20 protein-coding genes are annotated in these 18,533 nt (G+C 34.3%); 12 read left to right on the forward strand and 8 right to left on the reverse strand.

Annotation, left to right across the window (positions count from 1 at the left end; genetic code table 11):
• Positions 1-146 precede the first annotated feature (146 nt).
• Positions 147-1,178 (reverse strand): S66 family peptidase, encoded by a 1,032-nt coding sequence (locus EUC40_RS10905; RefSeq protein ID WP_156575025.1) that lies wholly within the window; start codon positions 1,176-1,178, stop codon positions 147-149.
• Positions 1,179-1,469: 291 nt separating this feature from the next.
• Between EUC40_RS10905 and EUC40_RS10910 the strand changes: the two genes are divergently transcribed.
• The 3 genes from EUC40_RS10910 to EUC40_RS10920 all read left to right on the forward strand — a co-directional run bounded on the left by EUC40_RS10910 (position 1,470) and on the right by EUC40_RS10920 (position 3,886).
• Complete coding sequence (locus EUC40_RS10910; protein ID WP_156575027.1) at positions 1,470-2,111, forward strand: hypothetical protein; 642 nt, start codon at positions 1,470-1,472, stop codon at positions 2,109-2,111.
• Positions 2,112-2,288: 177 nt separating this feature from the next.
• On the forward strand, positions 2,289-2,558 hold the full coding sequence (locus EUC40_RS10915; protein WP_156575030.1) for a 2TM domain-containing protein: 270 nt from the start codon (positions 2,289-2,291) through the stop codon (positions 2,556-2,558).
• Between the two features lie 488 nt (positions 2,559-3,046).
• Positions 3,047-3,886: a YitT family protein gene (locus tag EUC40_RS10920; protein ID WP_071710615.1), complete on the forward strand. Its 840-nt coding sequence runs from the start codon at positions 3,047-3,049 to the stop codon at positions 3,884-3,886.
• A 196-nt stretch (positions 3,887-4,082) separates the two neighbouring features.
• Here EUC40_RS10920 and EUC40_RS10925 read toward each other — a convergent pair whose 3' ends face one another.
• From EUC40_RS10925 to EUC40_RS10935, 3 genes are read right to left on the reverse strand one after another with little or no spacing between them, the layout of a single operon-like run.
• Entirely contained in the window at positions 4,083-4,706 is a 624-nt protein-coding gene (locus EUC40_RS10925; RefSeq protein ID WP_156575033.1) for an FMN-binding negative transcriptional regulator, read from the reverse strand.
• Positions 4,707-4,728: 22 nt separating this feature from the next.
• Positions 4,729-5,247: a spermidine/spermine N(1)-acetyltransferase gene (gene paiA, locus EUC40_RS10930; RefSeq protein ID WP_156575035.1), complete on the reverse strand. Its 519-nt coding sequence runs from the start codon at positions 5,245-5,247 to the stop codon at positions 4,729-4,731.
• Positions 5,248-5,272: 25 nt separating this feature from the next.
• Positions 5,273-5,725, reverse strand: a complete 453-nt coding sequence (locus EUC40_RS10935; protein ID WP_156575037.1) for a MarR family winged helix-turn-helix transcriptional regulator — start codon at positions 5,723-5,725, stop codon at positions 5,273-5,275.
• A 114-nt stretch (positions 5,726-5,839) separates the two neighbouring features.
• On the opposite strand from EUC40_RS10935, the gene EUC40_RS10940 reads away from it, so the two are divergent.
• The 5 genes from EUC40_RS10940 to EUC40_RS10960 all read left to right on the forward strand — a co-directional run bounded on the left by EUC40_RS10940 (position 5,840) and on the right by EUC40_RS10960 (position 10,598).
• The gene (locus EUC40_RS10940; RefSeq protein ID WP_156575039.1) at positions 5,840-6,505 is read left to right on the forward strand and encodes a YczE/YyaS/YitT family protein; all 666 of its coding nucleotides are present in this window, start codon (positions 5,840-5,842) and stop codon (positions 6,503-6,505) included.
• A gap of 80 nt (positions 6,506-6,585) precedes the next feature.
• The gene (locus EUC40_RS10945; RefSeq protein WP_084064465.1) at positions 6,586-7,263 is read left to right on the forward strand and encodes a response regulator transcription factor; all 678 of its coding nucleotides are present in this window, start codon (positions 6,586-6,588) and stop codon (positions 7,261-7,263) included.
• Between the two features lies 1 nt (position 7,264).
• Complete coding sequence (locus EUC40_RS10950) at positions 7,265-8,641, forward strand: sensor histidine kinase (RefSeq protein WP_071710617.1); 1,377 nt, start codon at positions 7,265-7,267, stop codon at positions 8,639-8,641.
• Between the two features lie 371 nt (positions 8,642-9,012).
• A complete protein-coding gene (locus EUC40_RS10955) occupies positions 9,013-9,516 on the forward strand; it encodes a DinB family protein (RefSeq protein WP_156575042.1) in 504 nt (167 codons plus the stop codon).
• Positions 9,517-10,133: 617 nt separating this feature from the next.
• On the forward strand, positions 10,134-10,598 hold the full coding sequence (locus EUC40_RS10960; RefSeq protein WP_156575044.1) for a DinB family protein: 465 nt from the start codon (positions 10,134-10,136) through the stop codon (positions 10,596-10,598).
• 110 nt (positions 10,599-10,708) lie between these two features.
• Here EUC40_RS10960 and EUC40_RS10965 read toward each other — a convergent pair whose 3' ends face one another.
• Together EUC40_RS10965 and EUC40_RS10970 are read right to left on the reverse strand one after the other, a co-directional pair.
• The gene (locus tag EUC40_RS10965) at positions 10,709-11,968 is read right to left on the reverse strand and encodes an MFS transporter (protein ID WP_156575046.1); all 1,260 of its coding nucleotides are present in this window, start codon (positions 11,966-11,968) and stop codon (positions 10,709-10,711) included.
• Positions 11,969-12,037: 69 nt separating this feature from the next.
• Positions 12,038-12,661: an ArsR/SmtB family transcription factor gene (locus tag EUC40_RS10970; protein ID WP_156575048.1), complete on the reverse strand. Its 624-nt coding sequence runs from the start codon at positions 12,659-12,661 to the stop codon at positions 12,038-12,040.
• 184 nt (positions 12,662-12,845) lie between these two features.
• Between EUC40_RS10970 and EUC40_RS10975 the strand changes: the two genes are divergently transcribed.
• Positions 12,846-13,910, forward strand: a complete 1,065-nt coding sequence (locus tag EUC40_RS10975; protein WP_151625284.1) for an ABC transporter permease — start codon at positions 12,846-12,848, stop codon at positions 13,908-13,910.
• Positions 13,910-14,587 (forward strand): ABC transporter ATP-binding protein, encoded by a 678-nt coding sequence (locus tag EUC40_RS10980; protein ID WP_156575050.1) that lies wholly within the window; start codon positions 13,910-13,912, stop codon positions 14,585-14,587. The genes EUC40_RS10975 and EUC40_RS10980 overlap by 1 nt, the downstream gene beginning before the upstream one ends.
• A 67-nt stretch (positions 14,588-14,654) precedes the next feature.
• On the opposite strand, the gene EUC40_RS10985 is transcribed toward EUC40_RS10980, so the two are convergent.
• Positions 14,655-15,779: an LPXTG cell wall anchor domain-containing protein gene (locus EUC40_RS10985; protein WP_156575053.1), complete on the reverse strand. Its 1,125-nt coding sequence runs from the start codon at positions 15,777-15,779 to the stop codon at positions 14,655-14,657.
• A gap of 338 nt (positions 15,780-16,117) precedes the next feature.
• Here EUC40_RS10985 and EUC40_RS10990 point away from each other — a divergent pair, with 338 nt between their 5' ends.
• Entirely contained in the window at positions 16,118-17,038 is a 921-nt protein-coding gene (locus EUC40_RS10990) for a class I SAM-dependent methyltransferase (RefSeq protein ID WP_156575055.1), read from the forward strand.
• Positions 17,039-17,199: 161 nt separating this feature from the next.
• Complete coding sequence (locus EUC40_RS10995) at positions 17,200-17,625, forward strand: ester cyclase (RefSeq protein WP_071710625.1); 426 nt, start codon at positions 17,200-17,202, stop codon at positions 17,623-17,625.
• A gap of 318 nt (positions 17,626-17,943) precedes the next feature.
• Here EUC40_RS10995 and EUC40_RS11000 read toward each other — a convergent pair whose 3' ends face one another.
• The gene (locus tag EUC40_RS11000; protein WP_071710626.1) at positions 17,944-18,402 is read right to left on the reverse strand and encodes an NUDIX hydrolase; all 459 of its coding nucleotides are present in this window, start codon (positions 18,400-18,402) and stop codon (positions 17,944-17,946) included.
• Positions 18,403-18,533: the final 131 nt, after the last annotated feature.

Below are 18,533 nucleotides of genomic sequence, written 5' to 3' on the forward strand. Positions count from 1 at the left end.
AGTATAAATTCACAGTCATATCTCAGAGGAGTGTTTTTATTTATTTGAGTCCCGCCATATCGCTATCAAGCTAATAAAAGATGCTATTCTTTCTGTAGGATCAGGAAACATAATTATAAAACTTATGGCTCTATTCATTTAAAGTTTCACTCCACGCCACTTTCCAAAATAGAGAAAGATCCATGTTCACAATCAATTTCCGCCATCGCGCCGTAAGGTAAAATAAACTTCGGTTCAGTATGACCAAAATTTAAATTATAAAGAATCGGCAAATCTTCTAAATGATATTCCTTCATAACCAGCAGTATTTCATGTTTATATTCTTCATAATATTGTTCATCTTTCGGTTTACCGAAGATGATACCTTTTGCTTTTTGCAGAATACCTTGCGCTGCATAATTTCGTAACCAATATTTTATATAACTTGGCTCTGGAGGATCTTCAGAGGTTTCAAAGAAAAGGATACTATTCTCCCAATGTTTTTTCTCAGGCCAAAGTTCCGTTCCTTTTGCAAATTCCAATACTTCTATACATCCACCAATTAAACGCCCTTGTACAGTCGTAGAGCCTTGAAGTACCTCATATCCATTGTTTTGCTGCATCGTACGCTTTGTATTTTTATTTATTTCTATCCATTCTAAACGCTCACTCGTCCATTCATGAGCTGGTTGAATTTCGCCAATCGTTTCATTGGAAAAGAGCGTTCGATTTACCATTTCAATTGTATATGGATCCATCTCTACATTTTCGGCAAAGTCGGTCAAAATTGCTGGACCGTATAAAGAGGAAAGACCTGCTTTATGACAGAATAAATGTGAAATAGTAACGTCAGAGTACCCCATGAAAATTTTCGGGTTGTCACGTATCACATTAAAATCAATATGAGGAAGTAAACGGATGCTATCTTCACCGCCAATATTCGCGATAATTGCTTTCACGCGTGTGTCTTTAAATGCAGTCATTAAATCTTCCGCACGAGCCCCTGGATTGTTATAAAGGTATTCGCTACCTTTTAAACTATTTGGCATTGGGATAACCGTAAGACCGAAAACTTCTTCTAATCTCTTTACTCCTTGCTCATACCGCCATCGTAGCTTAGCATCACCAGCGCCTCCCCACGAAGCACTTACTGTCGCCACAATATCTCCTGGCTGTAATCTTTTTGGTTTTCTTAACATATGAATTCCGCCTCTACAAAATTTAATGAACTACGATTATACAAACCGTAGCATTGAAAAAATATGATGCATGACATTAGCTTCTTCATCATCAATCCGTTTACCTGCTGTTATGCAAGAATTCAATCTTAGTGTTGAATATAGGAATAACCGATTTATATTTGAAAATTACAGTATGCAACATTGCATAAGAAAGAGGGTTGCTATTCCTTCCAACCTGTAACTATAATAGTTACAGGTTGGTCGTATCCAATCAAAAAATAAAATCATCATGAATGGAGATGTTTCATAATGGGTATGAAAAAATTAATTTTAGCAGGTGCTTTAGGTATCGCAGCATTATCGGGAACGAATTTACCAGGATTAGAACTGTCAAAGGCGAGTGCAGCTTCTATTGAATCGAATTTCTCGACGTTAGAAGGACGAGTAGTAGAAGTAGATAACGGTGTGATTGTAGTAAAATCTAAGCAATATGAAGAACCTGTTAGTGTGTATATAGATTCTCTTTCAAACGTGAAAGTAGGAGACGAAGTAAAAGCTACTGGATCTATGATGCGTAATTTTACAGAATATATGGTTGCAACTGCAGTTGAAAATACAACAAACAAGTTAGGTATGCACATGAAAGAAGATGGCTCACCTGATTATGTAATTGGAGAAGTATCAAAAATAGGAACGATGGAAGATGAGGGAGACGGTGCTACTAAATATGTCGTAGTTGAGTATCCAGCGCTAAACGGGAAGAAAGTTATTATTGATGTTTTCTTAACGAAAGGACAAGTATTTAATTCGGGTGAGAAAGTAAAAATTGATATGAAGTATGTGGGCTGGGGTGGAAGTTCAATTAACTGGAACACAACGGATCATATCGAAAAGGTTTATGAGGTAAAGAGCAACGTTGAAAGTAATGATGATGTTTGGATTTGGTCTTAATTAGACGCTTGTAAATAACAAATGTATCATGCAGTACCCATTGAATCATCATATGTATGATTCGATGGGTACTTTTTTGTTTTATGCTTTTTTGAGAATAACGGATTTCCGATTAGAATATGATGTTAACACTGGAGCGAAGGTGAAAAAATACAATATTGAAAGAGGTGTTTAAGGGTGGAGCGAGATGATGTTTATTTACGAGCTAAAAAAAGAATGGAGAATTTAAAAGCGTTTTACATTCATTTCACGGTGTATATACTAGTGAACTTAATGCTTTTTCTTATAAATATAAGTTCTGATTCAAGTACATTATGGTTTTTATATCCACTTGCAGGTTGGGGGATCGGTATCGTTATACACGGTTTGACAACTTTTCCATTTGGGATATTCGGAAAAGAGTGGGAAGAACGAAAGATTAAAGAATATATGGAGAAAGATAAGTGAAAAAACCAGAGATTTATGAATATAAATCTCTGTGAGCACACGCTTGATGCGAAGCCTATTCTATAGCTTCGCCTATTTGTTTTGTATTCGAAGTTAATGCGAGTACGTGTTCCTATTCATTTTTTAGCGTGAATTGGATGCGAAATCAAAATTTTATTTGTAGCACATAATAAATACAGTTGTTATCCTTTTTTAATCACATGTGGATATAGGATAAAGTTGATTTATCAACCTATATTAAAATAAAGTGAAACTTTAATCAGTGGGGGTTTTCTTCATCCCCCACTGATTATTAGTTGAACCAATCGGACTTTTATGGGCAGTTGATCCCCCAGCTAACTTCTTTGCTTCCGCTGAATTTTGAGGTGGGGGTCTTACTGCCCATTAAAGCGGGATAAAAATAAACCACTGTTCGATTTGAATATTCCACGATATAATGGTGAGAGTTTATGACAGAATAAATATTTACATAAGAAGTGAGGTACTGTATGAAAAAAAGAACGACAGACATTATTTTTATTATTATCGGTGCATTTCTTTTTGCGTTAGGTGTCAATTTGTTTGTTATTCCGAATGAGTTTGGTGAGGGCGGGGTAACAGGTATCACAATTATTACGTATTATTTATTTGAGTGGTCACCAGGTTTAGTCAACTTAATTTTAAATGCGATTTTATTAATAGTTGGTTATAAATTTTTAAATAAGATCACAACAATTTATACGATTATTGCTGTAGTTACGAATTCATTGTTCCTTCATTTGACAGAAGGTTGGACGATTACTTCGGATGAAATGCTTGTAAATGCCATTTTTGGAGGAATATTTGTAGGGTGCGGTATTGGTCTAATTATTCGCGTTGGCGGAACAACTGCAGGTACTACGATCTTAGCGAGAATGACGCATAAGTATTTAGGCTGGAGCATTAGCTATGGTCTATTGTTCTTCGATTTAATCGTTGCGTTCTCATCTTATTTCATCATTGGTGCAGAAAAACTGATGCTGACAATTATTATGCTTTATGTCGGAACGAAAGTGATGGAATTTGTAATTGAAGGTCTGAATCCGAAAAAGGCTATTACAATTATTTCTGATAATCCGGATGAAATTGCAGGGAAGGTGACAACCTTAATGGGCAGAGGGGTTACCGTGTATTCAGGTCATGGCTATTACACGAAAACGCCGAAGGACATTCTTTATGTTGTTATTAATAAGCAAGAAGTAGTGAAGTTAAAGCGAATTGTTCAAACTACGGATCCGGCTGCTTTCATCGCTATACACGATGTTCGTGATGTATTTGGAGAAGGATTTGTTGATATTTCTAAGGCATAGAAATTGTTTTTGATTAAAATAATCTTAATACTGAAACGTGAGAATCTATTTTGAATAATCTTTTTTCAAAATAGATTCTTTTTTTATTAAACTCCATTCACTTTCAGTTCAATCTTTGACATTCTAAAGAAAAATCCCGATAGAACGCTCCAGTCTGTTCTTTAATTTTGAAATGTGAGAGTTGAGTAACAATGGATTATATGTGCTTTTTCAATCTACTCCCCATGAGTTCCGCCATTTGTTTCGCATCTGGATTTCCCTCATCGTATAATTTATTAATAATGTTAATATAATCCGTCTCATTTCGATTTTGACTTAATTTATATGCAGCCTGGATGTCTGCCACTTTAATTTTAAATCCAACTATACCTTTTAGTTCATTTTCTAAGAGAGCAGGGGGAAGTTTATCCCATAATACTGGATTTTCACGATGCACTTCATATTTTTTCAGCATGGCTGTTAATTCATCTATTAATTCCTCTTTATCTAAAATACTCGCTTTACCATATATATGGACCGCTTGATAATTCCATGTTGGCACTTCTTCATGTTCATACCAAGAAGAAGAGATGTAAGAGTGCGGTCCTTGAAACATTACAAGAACATCTTCACAGGTTTCAAATGTTCGCCATTGAGGATTCCCATAAGCCATATGTCCAGTAATAAAATAGTCATCACCTTCTTTTGCTAATCCAAAGGGCAAATGAGTTGCGATTGGTTTTTCTTTTTTTGTTGTGACAATTGTTCCAAAAGAGTTTTTTTGAACAAAATCCCAAATTTCATTAACATTTGTGACTTTAAAATACTTTGGAATATACATAATAGCCCACCTTTCCAAAAAGTTATATGAGTGTTTTGATCATTATAAGGTCAACTTGTTCGTCATCGCCCATATAAAAGGAGTGAGAGCCAGCTTGTATAAAACCAAATTTTTTATAAAAAGCAATAGCATTTTCATTTTTCTCCCATACACCTAGCCAAATATTCTTTTTATTATTTGCTATTGCAATTTCAATAGCATTATTTAATAGATATTTGCCAAGACCATGTTTTTGAAAGGAGCCCTTTATATAAATTCTCTCCACTTCAAGTGATTCTTCACCCATTTCTTCAGACTGAGCATCATCAGTATTGATCTTTAGATACCCAGCAATTTCATGGTTAAAGTAGACAAAAAAGAATTGAGAAGAGATATTGGATAATTCTTTTTCTAATTGTTTTAAGTTAAATGCCTTTTCCAAATAATGATTCATATTTTCGGGTGAATTTTGATGTTTAAAAGTCTCATTAAATGTTTCATAACTAATTTCTTGAAGTTTTTGTATATCTTCAAGGGTGCACTTTTCTACATGCGTAGTCATATTAATAGTTCGCTCCTTTATATAATCAATAATTTCTCTTATTTCCCTTTTTTACAAATTCCCAATCTTTTTCTATATTTTTTCTTACTCTTTGAAGAAGATTAGAAATAGTTTCCGCTTCTGTTTCGGAAAATCCCTCTAATGCAACAGTATTGGAATAATCATTTTCTCTTTTAATAAAAGGATAGACTTTATTTCCTTTTTCTGTCGGGAAAAGTTTTTTGATTTTTTTGTTAGATTCATCTTCTTTCTTTTTGATAAATCCATTGATTTCAAGCTTTTTGATAGCACGGGCTGCGGTTGTACGATCTACTTTTATCATCTCGGATAGCTTTTCTTGAATGATTCCTGGGTTTTCACATATTCGCACAAGGTACAAATACTGACCTTTTGTAAGCTCATATTCTTTAAATTCTATATTACTAATAGAATCTAATGCCCTTGCAATCATTCCAATTTCACGAAGAATTTCCTTCATAATGAACTCCTTCTCCTTTATTTTTATTGCAAATGCAACAATTTGAAGTTACATTTAATATAAAATATTTTTATTGTAAATGCAACAAAAATAACGATAAAGAGGTTGATTAAAATGAAGTATGTTTTTTATGTATTAGGAATTTTAATATTAACCCTTGGTATTTCTTTCACGATACAATCAAATCTTGGAACGTCACCTTTTGATGCGCTTTTAGTAGGACTTTCTTTAAATGTGGGACTTACTGTGGGAAGCTGGGAAATAATAATAGCTTTATTATTAATATGTTGTAACTCGATTTTAAAAAGACAGAGAACAGAGGTATTAGGGTTGTTAACAGCATTCATAACAGGTATTGGTATTGATATGTGGCTATTTTTATTACGCAATTTAATTACACCTGAAATATGGTACAGTAAAATGATTTATTTTGGAATTGGCTTAGTTATTACAGGATTAGGAACTGCGGTATATTTACAAACAAATTTTGCTCCCATTCCAATTGACCGATTAACTTTAATCATACAAGAATTAACGAGAACGAATATCTTTATATCAAGAACATTTATTTACCTTATATTCTTGATAATGGCAATGATTTTACATGGACCAATTGGTATTGGAACTATATTAACTGTTTGTTTAGGTGGACTATTACTAAATTCCTTTATGCCACTTACTAAAAAAGTATTAGATCACTTATTAGTACACCAGAGTACATCATCAAGTTATAAGAAAAATAAAGTAGCTGATCACAATGATAAGAAAAGTATCTTCTAAGGAATTCTTTTCTTTTTCTTGCAAAAAGGCCAATTGTTTCTTAATGTAAGGATGTAGAAGGATGAACGAGAGAGGGTTTAATGAAGATGATACATATTTTATTAGCTGATGATGATAAGCATATTAGAGAGTTATTGCATTACCATCTACAAAAAGAGGGGTTTAAAGTTTTTGAAGCGGAAGATGGAAAGGTAGCGCAAGAAGTATTAGAGAAGGAAAATATTCATCTTGCGATAGTAGACATTATGATGCCGTTTGTGGATGGCTATACGTTATGTGAAGAAATCCGGAAGTATCATGATATACCGGTTATTTTATTAACTGCAAAAGATCAGCTAGTCGATAAAGAAAAAGGGTTCGTTTCTGGTACGGATGATTATATTGTAAAACCGTTTGAACCAGCTGAAGTCATTTTCCGTATGAAAGCTTTATTGCGCCGTTATCAAATGCTGAGCGCTGACATTATTACGCTTCACGGAACGACAATTGATCGTAAAGGTGTTGAAGTAAAGTGTAACGGTCAAACGATTTTACTACCGCTGAAGGAATTTGAATTATTATCACAACTTGCTAGTTATCCTGGAAGAACATTCTCAAGAGAAGAGCTAATTGAATTAGTATGGGGAATGGATTTTGAAGGGGATGAACGAACAGTTGACGTTCATGTGAAGAGACTACGAGATCGATTTTCAAAACGAACAGATGATTTTCAAATTACAACGGTGCGCGGACTCGGTTATAAGTTGGAGTTGAAATAAAATGAAATCACTATATTCGAGATTTGTATTTATGACAGTTGGTATTATGCTGCTTAGTAGTATTATCGGCTTTTTATTAACGAACGTATATTATCAAGTGAAGTTAAAACCGTATAATAGTGAAAAGATTTTAACGTATGCTGAGGAAGTTAAATCGTTATATGAAAAGCAAAGTGAAGAGAATAAAGAAGCATACTTACAGTCTATTGCGAAATTGGGATATGAAATTTATATTGTCGATGATCAAAAGAATGGAAAGCGTATCGGCAATGCGTTTCGTAAGACGTCTATTAGTGATGATACCGTTCATAAAGTATTGAATGGCGAAACGTTTAATGGCGTTTCTACATATCCGACTCGCCTATTTATTACTGGTTTTTTCGATAATGAACTAATAAATAGTGTCGGTGTACCAGTGCAACACGGTGATAAACAGTACGCTTTATTTATTCGTCCTGACATTCAGAACCAATTTGGCGAGATGCGAATTTTCTTAGCTGTATTACTTGGATTTATCGTGTTATTAAGTATTATCTTTATAGCGATTGCAGCAGGTTATATCGTTCGTCCAATTCGTAAATTTACGAAGGCTACGCAAAAAATTGCGAGTGGTGAATATGAAATTGAATTAGACGTAAAGCGAAAAGATGAAATTGGTACGTTATCTACAAACTTTCAAAAGATGACGAAAAGTATAAAGGAACTAGATGAAATGAGACAAGAATTCGTTTCGAACGTTTCACATGAATTCCAGTCACCGCTTTCTTCCATACAAGGGTTTTCGAAAACATTGCAAACAGAAAAAATGAGTGAAGAAGAAAGAAACCATTACTTACGAATTATTGAGGGCGAAAGTAAGCGAATGTCTAGTTTATGTAAACAGTTACTTACGCTAGCTTCTTTAGATAAAGAAGAGAAAGTATTACAAATAAAAGAATTCAATTTACAAAAACAAATTAAAGACGTCATTTTTATGCTCGAATGGAAATGGCGAGAGAAAGATATCGCTGTTGAGTTTGATGTGCCGGACATTACTATTCAAGGTGATGAAAACTTACTTCATCAAGTATGGAGTAATATTTTTACGAATAGTATTAAGTTTTCAAACGATGCTGGGACGATTGAGTTTTTCGTGGAAGAGTTAGAGTCTAGTGTCATTATCTCTATATCCGATAATGGAATCGGAATGGAAAAAGAAGAAATGGAACGTATTTTTGATCGTTTTTACAAAGTAGATACGGCAAGGGCGAGAAACGTAGAAGGTAGCGGTTTAGGATTATCGATCGTACAAAAAATTGTTGAACTGCATCATGGAAACGTTTCGGTGTATAGTACGAAGGGGGAAGGGACTACTGTTCAGGTTGAGCTTCCGAAATAAATGCAAGGGAAGAGGCTGTTTGGAACGGTCTCTTTTTTGTCGGTAAGTCGATATAATCGAAAAATCGCTGATATATTATCACTTACGTGTAAAGTGATAAAAAGTTGTTTGAAAAATGCGAGTCAGTCTATTCCACAATTGGGCCATATCCTTGAATAACAATTTGTGATTAATTTGGATATCCATGTGAATAAATAGGGGTTGTGAAGGAATGTACTTATGGTAACAAGTCAGATTAGTTTAGGAAGGAATATTATAAATAAAATGGAATAATAAATAAATTGAACAACAGAATTTATAGAAAAATTATTTATCTTTTAGGCATCAATTGTTTCAATACGAAAAAACTATTAGAAATGAGGGACTTTAAGATGACACACCCCGCATTAATAATGTACAAATACCACGTATGGGCAAATGGAATGATAATTGATCGTTTAAAAGAACTACCACAGGACATTTATCATAAGGAAATTCAGAGTGGTTTTTCTTCGGTATCAAAGGTGTTGTCGCACATTTATCTTACAGATTACGCATGGTTTGACATTATCTTAGGTAAAAGTATGAATGAAGCAATGGTGTCTACAAACCAATTGAGAGAACAGGTAGAAACGAAAAATATTGAGGAAATGAAAAAATTATTTCAAGACTTATCCGAACGAAACAAAGCCCTTTTAAACAGTCAAGAAGATATTGATAAGGTGATAGTGGTGAACAACCCATATGCTGGGTTGCTTGAAACTTCTATTTCTGAATCAGTACTTCACGTTGTCACCCATGGTTCTTATCATCGTGGCAATATAGCTACCATGTTGCGGCAAATGGGGCAAACCTCCGTTATGCAAGATTTTGGACTTTACCTATATTCAAAATAAAACAGAGTTACTCAAGCGCAAATCTCCTTTAAATGGTTCCGTTTTTAAACCGGTGCGTTAGTCAAAAGGAAACAGGAAGCAATCAAAATCATCATCTTGATTTTCCACAAATGGGCGCTATTGTTGAATAAAACTTAGATGTTCAAACGACTTTATTGTTATATTTTTTAGTGTAGTAAAGTATCTTACATACAAAATGAAACAACTATATTTTTAACCCCGTTCTAAATTTAGAACGGGGTTATGCTTGTTTGAGCTTTTTAAATTAAATAATTTTATCATAACTACACACTACGTATTAGATAATATTTTCTTTCTGCTATAAAGCCGTGCCTTTCCCGCGCTCTACTTTAAACCGAACTCCAAAAGTATCTGCTGTAATTTCATCAACTTTCGGTAATGACCGTAATTTCGGGTGAAGTATTCATTCGAGAAAACTGAATAAAACCTCGATGTTTCGTAAGTGAAAAAATTATTTGAAAAATGTGAGTCCTACTATGCCATAATGGGACCGATTTGTGGCATAAGATCAGCAGGAAGTTTATTTGAACATGTAGAATCTCTACAGAGTTATCAGGATTGTATTTAAACTTGAACCGTGTAGGGAGGAAATTACTTTGAAACGAATTGACTTGTTATTAAACGTACTAGATTCAACATTCGATAAAGAGAGTTGGTATGCACCGTTTAAACATGCTATAGAAGGACTTACAGCCGAACAGGCTATGTGGAAACCATCTGGTGAGGAAACGAATACGATTTGGGAGAACGTTAATCATCTCATTTATTACAAAGAGAGGCTTACTGCAAACTTGGAAGGTCGTGAATGGACTCATAATCTTGACGGTAATGACACCTTTTATTTTACTAAGCAATCTAATGATGATATGGAATGGAAGAAAGTCGTTGACCGTTCTGAAAATGCTCAGCGTAATTTAAGGCAGGTATTAAGTGCAATTTCCGAAAAAGAGCTTAATTCTCTTGAGGGCAAATTACTGGACATTATGCTTCATGACGCTTACCATACAGGCCAAATTATTCAATTAAGGAAAATGCAGGGGGCATGGCCATCAAAGCGTTAACTGAACGTTTTAGCTAGTGCTATTGTTGAATAAATTTTAGATGTTCAAACGACTTTATTGTTATATTTTTAACCCCGTCCCTAATTTAAAACGGGGTTATGTTTGTTCTGTTATAAAGCCGCACCTTTCCCACGTTCTTCCTTAAACCGTAGCTCAAAAGTATCCGCTGTAATTTCATCAGCTTTCGGCAATGCCCGTAATTTCGGATGAATTAGCCATACGAGAGAAATGAAGAAAATCCCTATGCTAGCGAGTGCGAAAATGAGTTGGCTACTAAATACATTTGCGGTGTATCCGCCAATTAAAGAACCAAAAGGCATCGCAATTGTGCCCATACTTCGCATGACAGAGTTGATGCGTCCAATATATTGATTTGGAATTACAAGTTGACTAATTGTCGCAAATAATATATTGGTTGCACCAATCGGTACCCAAGCTAGGCCGAATAAGAAAATAGATAACCATTGAAACGGTACAACCGTAGAGAGAAACCAAAAGATAGCACCAGTCGCAAAGCCAATAATAGAGACATGGCCAACGTTATGTTTGCCAACCCATGAACTGAATAGCGCTCCAATTAAACTACCTGCTGATATAGCGGCTAAGAAGAAGCCGTATGATTTCACGCCGCCTAAAGAATCAGCGAAAGAAGGGAGTATTGCCATCGTCATACCGATTGAAAAATTGGCAACAACGGAACCGATTAAGAATACGCCCATTAAAGAACGAAAGACGATTGAAAAACCTTCTTTTAAATCAGAGAAATATTGTTTAGTTGAAAGTGATGTGCTCGTTTCTGTTTGGTTTGGCATTTTTAATGAAAAGAACAAAAGGGCAGTAATCGCGAATGTAAAAGAGTCGATTACATATAAAGTAATGGCGCCAAATAGTGCTACTAATATGCCAGAAAGAGTCGTGCAAATTAAATCAATGCCTTGATATGCAAATGAGAAGAGTGAATTTCCTTTTAATAATTGTGTTTTATGCAGTAGAAGTGGTAAAGCTTTCGATTGTGCGGGATAGGCGAATTGTTCGATAAAGGCTACGATTGGCATGATGATAAGTAGTAGTTGGACTGTTAATAGGTCGAAGTAGTGTGTAATAGGAATGATTAATATAAGAATGCATTGCAAAACTTGTGTGATAACGAGGGTGTTTTTAATGGACCATCTATCAACGAATGGACCGGTAAGAAATTGTAATGCAGAAGGTAATAACGTAAGAAAACCTGCTAATCCAGAATAAAAAGGATTACCACTCAGCTTATATACGAGCCACATCGCGGCTACATAATACAAACTATCTCCTATGTTTGTGAAAATTCTCCCTAAAAATAATAAGAGGAAATTCCGGTTTTTCAATATGTCCATTTAATCTACTCCTTTATAAAAATTTTATTCGGTAAAATAAAATTGACCGTTTATGTAAAAAAAATCGTGTTACGATTTTTCTTCTTTTTTATTAAATTGTTGCATTGTTCTCTCAGCGATTTGAAGTGCAGTAGTAGAAATATAATAAGGTTTACTATTTGGGTTTTTATCTGCACCTTTTGTGATCTCGTTTAATTCAGCCATCAATTGATGAAACTTTTTCACCCACACTTGAAATTGTTCTGGCGTAGCATCAAACTCCCAGCAAGATGAAACGTAATTCCAATCAGCAGGAGCTTCGCTTTCTTTTCTTAATATAAAAGCTTCTTCTGGTGCAGCGAGAATTTGGCTTTGCGTTCTTTCTATCATTTTTAAAAAAATTTGGCGACCTGATTCGCTTAATATTTCTAAATGAGGTAATAGATCTGCGGCAGGGGTGAAGCCTTTCGCAACAGATTGATAAAACTTTTGAACAATCCCATTTTTTTCTTCTGTATAAACAATCTCTATAAGACCATTCTTTTCTAATTCTTTTAAATGATAATGAATTTTCGCCCTTGAAATGCCGAATTTCTCAGATAGTAGTTGCCCTGTATAAGGACGTTCGCATAGTCGCATCATCATTTCGGCGCGTAGCGGGTCGCTTAATGCTTTTAGTTGGCTATAAGTAGTGAGTGTTAACATGGGCTTCAAAATGATCAACTCCTTAAATAAAATTACTCGGTCAATATTATTTGACTGAATTGTATCAAGGATTCGAATTATTTTCAATACTTTCTGAAAATTTAATTTTTACTATGTAATCTTCTGTTCATACTCCGTTCATATTTCTTTTTTATTATAAGTGCATAGAAAGTAAGAGAAAGGAGCGAGCGAAATGTTTTTAGCTCTGCGTGAATTAAAACAATCAAAATTAAGATACGGATTAATCGGACTTATTATGGTGTTATTATCATTTTTAGTTCTTGTGATTTCAGGATTAGCAAATGGACTATCATATGATAATGCTTCATCGATTCAAAATATGGAGGCAAATAAGTTCGTTTTAGCAGATGATGCGGAAAATAAATTACTTCGTTCACAAATTAAGCAAGATGATGTAGATAACGTAGTAAATCAAGTAGGCGAGAAAGAAGCAGTTCCGTTTCGTGTGAAAGTTTCAACGTATGAAAAGAAAGATAGTTCGAAAAAAGTGGATGTTGCGATTTTCTCAAGTGAACGTGATTCATTTTTAGAACCGAAAATTGTAAAAGGTGAGAAATTAGGTACAGCAAACAACGAAATGGTTGCTGACGAATCAATTAAAGAAAAAGGAATCGATATTGGGGATACAATTATTGATCCTGTTTCAAAGAAAGAATTTACAATTGTTGGATTTACGAAAGATCAAATGTTTAGCCATACACCAGTCGTTTATGTCAATGAAGACGTATGGGGCGCTATTTCACAACCAAACCAAAAAGATTATAGTGCAATTGCACTTAATACAGATAAAGAAGTAAAAAATGCACACGTAATTGACAAAAAAGAAGTGCTGCAAAGTATTCCAGGATTTAAAGAAGAGCAAGGAACATTAACGATGATCATTGCATTCTTACTTGTTATCGCTGCATTACTAATCGGTGTATTCTTCTACGTAATTACATTGCAAAAAACACAGCAATTAGGTGTATTAAAAGCAATTGGTACAAAGAACACGTATTTAGCAAATAGCTTAGTCGTACAGGCGTTATTCTTATCAGTCGTGGCGATGATAATCAGCATCGTTCTTGTACAAGGATTAGAACAAATTTTACCAGCAGGTATGCCGTTCTTATTAACAACACCGATGATCGCACAATATGCAGCAATCTTTATCGTAATTAGTATTTTAGGAACACTTATTTCGTTATACCAAGTATTAAAAGTTGATGCATTAGAAGCAATTGGAGGCGGGATGTAATGACTTCATTATTAAAATTAGACAATGTAAGTAAAGTGTACGGAGAAGGGAATACTGAAGTAACAGCCCTTCATCCGATATCGCTTGATGTGAAAGCTGGAGAGTTTATCGGAATCGTCGGTCCTTCTGGATCAGGGAAAAGTACGTTATTATCAATCGCGGGTGCATTACTATCACCGTCAAAAGGGGATATTTACATTCGTGAACAAAATATTACGAAGTTATCCGAAAAGGAAATGACAGACATTCGGTTGAAAAAAATCGGTTTCATTTTCCAATTCGCAAATCTCGTTCCATATTTAAATGTAAAAGAGCAATTACTGTACATCGCAAAGCTTAAAAAAGAAAACAAACAAGAATCTGAAAAGCGTGCGGATCACCTATTAGCGGCATTTGGATTAGGAGAAAGAAAAAGTCATTATCCAAATCAACTATCTGGTGGAGAAAAGCAAAGGGTCGCAATTGCTCGTGCGTTCATGAACAATCCAGATTTAATATTAGCAGATGAGCCAACAGCAAGCTTAGACTCAAAACGTGCACGTGAAGTCGTAGAAATGATGAAACGTGAAGTGAAAGAAAGCCAAAAAGCAGCAATTATGATTACACATGATGAAAGAATGCTTGATGTATGTGATCGTATATTGACGCTTAGAGATGGACAGCTAATACAAAATTAAACAATGAAAAAGGACAACAATGCTTATAAGCATTGTTGTCCTTTTTACAAATATATTTATAATGGCGTTATTTCGAGAAGAACGTTTTAATTTTATTTCGTGTTACTAATAAAAGTCCACCTAAAATAGATAACATACCTAAAGCCATATTATTTGATTGCTCACTACCAGCGTTAGGAAGTTCTCTAGCAGTGTTTTTTGCTGGAACATTTGTATTGTTAGCATTCACTGTCGTTTGCTTCGGTTGTGATACTTCATTAATTTTGTTATCTACATTTTGCTTCGTAGTATGTACCTCAGCTAATTTGTCATCAATTTTTTTCTCAGTATGTTTAAAGTCGTTGATTTTAATATCTAAGTCTTGTTTTTTCTTTGTTAAATCATCTGAAACAGTTTGTTTCGATTGTTTAATTTCGTTAATTTTATTGAGTAAATCTTGTCTAGCTTCCTGTAATTCAGCTAGTTTGTTTTTTATATCTTGTTTCGCTAGTTCTAAGTTAGCGGAAAGACTATCTAAATTGCCTTTGATTTTCTTAAGTTCCTCTAACGTGTTACCAGTGTTTGGCTTCTTTTCTTTTAGCTCAGCAAGTTTGTCCTCAGCAGTTTGTTTCGCCTTTTTTAGCTCGGCTAATTTTTCATCTACTTGTTTTTTTACTTCCTTAAGTTCATTAACCTTCTGATCGATGTTCTCTTTATGTTGCTTAATTTCATTCACTTTTTCATCGACAGTTTGTTTATGTTCTTTAATCTCATTAACCTTGTTATCGATATTTTGTTTATGTTCTTTTACTTCAGCAACTTTATCTTCTACTTGTTTTTTATGCTCTTTAATTTCAGCGATTTTGTCCTCAGCGATTTGTTTGTCTTGCTGAAGTTTTGCATCTAGCTCTTGTTTATGTTGTTTAATTTCGTTAATTTTTTCATCAGCAACTTGTTTACGTTCATGTAGTTCATTAACCTTTGTATCAACATTTTCCTTAACTTGGTTAAGTTCATTCAACGTTTGATCCACGTTTTCTTTATGCTGCTGCAATTTCGCATCTAACTCTTGTCTATGTTGCTTAATTTCAGCTAAACGATCTCCAGGACTTTGCTGAGTAGTAGCATCATTTACTTCAGCATGAGCAGAGTTCGCGCCAGCAATCATTGCTAAAGCTAGGGTTGACACAGCGATTGTTTGTTTTGTCTTCATATTTCTGTACCTCTTTCCTATGAATGAATTCCATTCTGTAAAATTGAGCATATAAAAGCAGATTATTATATCATTATATACTATGTTCGGCGCCTAGAGGAATTATTTGCATAATAATCTATGATTATGTAATGTTTAAAATCTATTATTTAGGGGGAGGGGATGTACTTTTAGCGAGATGAATATAGAGAATAGACAAAATGGCCGGAGAGATAACGAGCTGAAAACTTGACAAAAAAACTTATTTATGCTATAATTTACCAATATAAAAATAACGTGTATAATAGGGTTCTCCTGGCCAGGGGAACCCTATTTTTGTTGTAAAAATGAAGGAGTGTATGTGCGTGAAAAAAGGTGAAGCAAGTGTAACGTCGTTAGTATCAGCTTTCGGCAGGGCATATCATAGTGAGTTTGATAGTTCGAAAATATTTGATGATTATGTAGCTAAAGAGTTCATTTCACAAAAAGAACGTCATGATATTGAAACGAACATGATTCAAGGGATACATTTTTTCAATAAAGAAATTGCACAGCAGTTTCAAGACAATCCGAAAGAAATATTAAAATGGATTACACAAGTTCAATTATCGCCAACACCTTTAGCGCGTGCGGCATATTGTGAAAGAGTATTACTACATGAAATTACATTAGGTGCAAAACAATACGTCATACTCGGTGCAGGCTTAGACACGTTCAGTTTTAGACACCGAGAATTAGAAAATAAAATAGAAATATTTGAAGTGGATCATCCTTCTACGCAGCAGTTTAAGAAGGAGAAAATAGAAGAAGCAGAGTTTGAAATTCCAAACAACCTTCATTTTGTTTCGATGGATTTCACGAAAGGATTTTCCTATGAGCAGTTACAGAATGAAGGATTTGAACATAAAAAAACGTTTTTTAGTCTGTTAGGTGTTTCGTACTATTTAACGAAAGAGGAACTTGCTAGTTTAATAGAATGTTTATTTGCGATGGTTCCAGAAGGAAGTTCTATCGTTTTCGATTATCCAGATGAAAACTTGTTTACGGAAAAAGGATTGTCTAATCGAGTGGAAAATATGGTGAAAATGGCTGCGGTAGGCGGAGAACCGATGAAGTCATGTTATTCTTATCGCGAAATGGAAGCACTGTTAGAAAAGGCAGGTTTACTCATTTATGAGCATTTATCACCAGAAGAAATAAATACATTATATTTTGAAGGACGGAACGATTATCTAGAAGCTTTTGAGACGGTGCAGTATATTCATGCGGTGAAGAAGTAGATAATTAGTATTGTGAATTTTCAAGGGAAACAATTGGGATTTCTTAAGAAAGAAGAGATTTTGTCTTTTTATTATATAAACGAATCAGTTTACTTTAATAGGTAGATTAAAATAAACTATGATATGATTAGCATTGGATTTCTTAATAAGGGGGTTTTTAAATGACGCCAGAACAAATTGTTAGAACATTTTTTGATGAAGTACGTTCGGGGAATAATCCTGATCATTCAAATCAATTCATGGCAGAAGAAGTATTGGCACATCAAATTGTATCTGAAGAAGAACAAACAGTTTGCAGAACACCTGAAGATTATGCTGAACATGTAAGAGAGATGATTGAAGTATACGGTAATTTTTCTTTAGAAATTCAAGAATTTTTAGTACAAGGAAGTAAAGTGTATGTACGTTGGAAACAAGTAGGTATGCATGTAGGAGAAATTGATGGATATGAACCTACAGGACTTCCAATCATTCAAATAGCAAGTGCGGTCTATAGAGTAGAAGATGGGAAAATTGCAGAGTATTGGATTCAAATTGATAGGTCAGGAATTCAAAACCAATTAGAGCGCAATAAAAATATGCAGTAGTTAACTTTTAAAGCTATAAGTAGGCATGGGGAGAAATCTCTGTGTCTTTTTTTAGGGGAAATAAGGAAAAGAGATGCAGTGCTAGGAAGTATCATGTTATCAAACGACTACATGATGATAACGTTACATTGCCATAAATTTAAGGTTTTACACTAAAAAATACGCTATTCTTTCTATGATTCTACAGAAAGAATAGTGTATTCTTGCGAAGAGATGGACATATAGCGGGATCCCATATATACTGGTCAATTTACATTGGACAAAATTAATATTTAAGGGTGCGTAACCATATGGCTCTTTTTTTGTTCGCTATGAAAATTAGTTCTTTATTTCCATAAACTCTAACAAATCGTCCAAGACTTCTTGTTGATTCTGCCAGAGTTCAGGCAAGTTATCTAGGGGGAAAAATTTTAGCTGTAAGCTTTCTTCATTATCAGTATGTAATGTTCCATGAAAATCTCTGCAAATATAAGTCAATTTCACTAAGGCAACTTGATCACCGTTTGATAGCGTTCTTTCGTATTTTTTTCCAGAATACACATTAAAGAATTCAAGTTTTCCTAATTTTAAACCAGTTTCTTCAAATACTTCTCTCCTTGCTGTATCTTCAACTGTTTCGCCGAATTCCATAAAGCCGCCAGGGTGTCCCCACTTCCCGTTATCAGATCGTAATTGCAGAAGTACTTCATTTTTTTCGTTCAATACAAAACAACCCGCAACTACCATAATTACTTTTTCATGTCCAACCATATTTCTTAAATAACTTATATAATCCATGTGTTTCAGCTCCAATATGAATTTACATTCATTATAAATGATTTCATAGAAATTTGTTTTGTTTATTACATGTTATCCCTCGATTGCCTTAATTGTACCACCAGCAAGGACAAGGAGTAACCATACTCTTA

Source organism: Bacillus luti (assembly GCF_009739945.1).
Lineage (GTDB): Bacteria > Bacillota > Bacilli > Bacillales > Bacillaceae_G > Bacillus_A > Bacillus_A luti.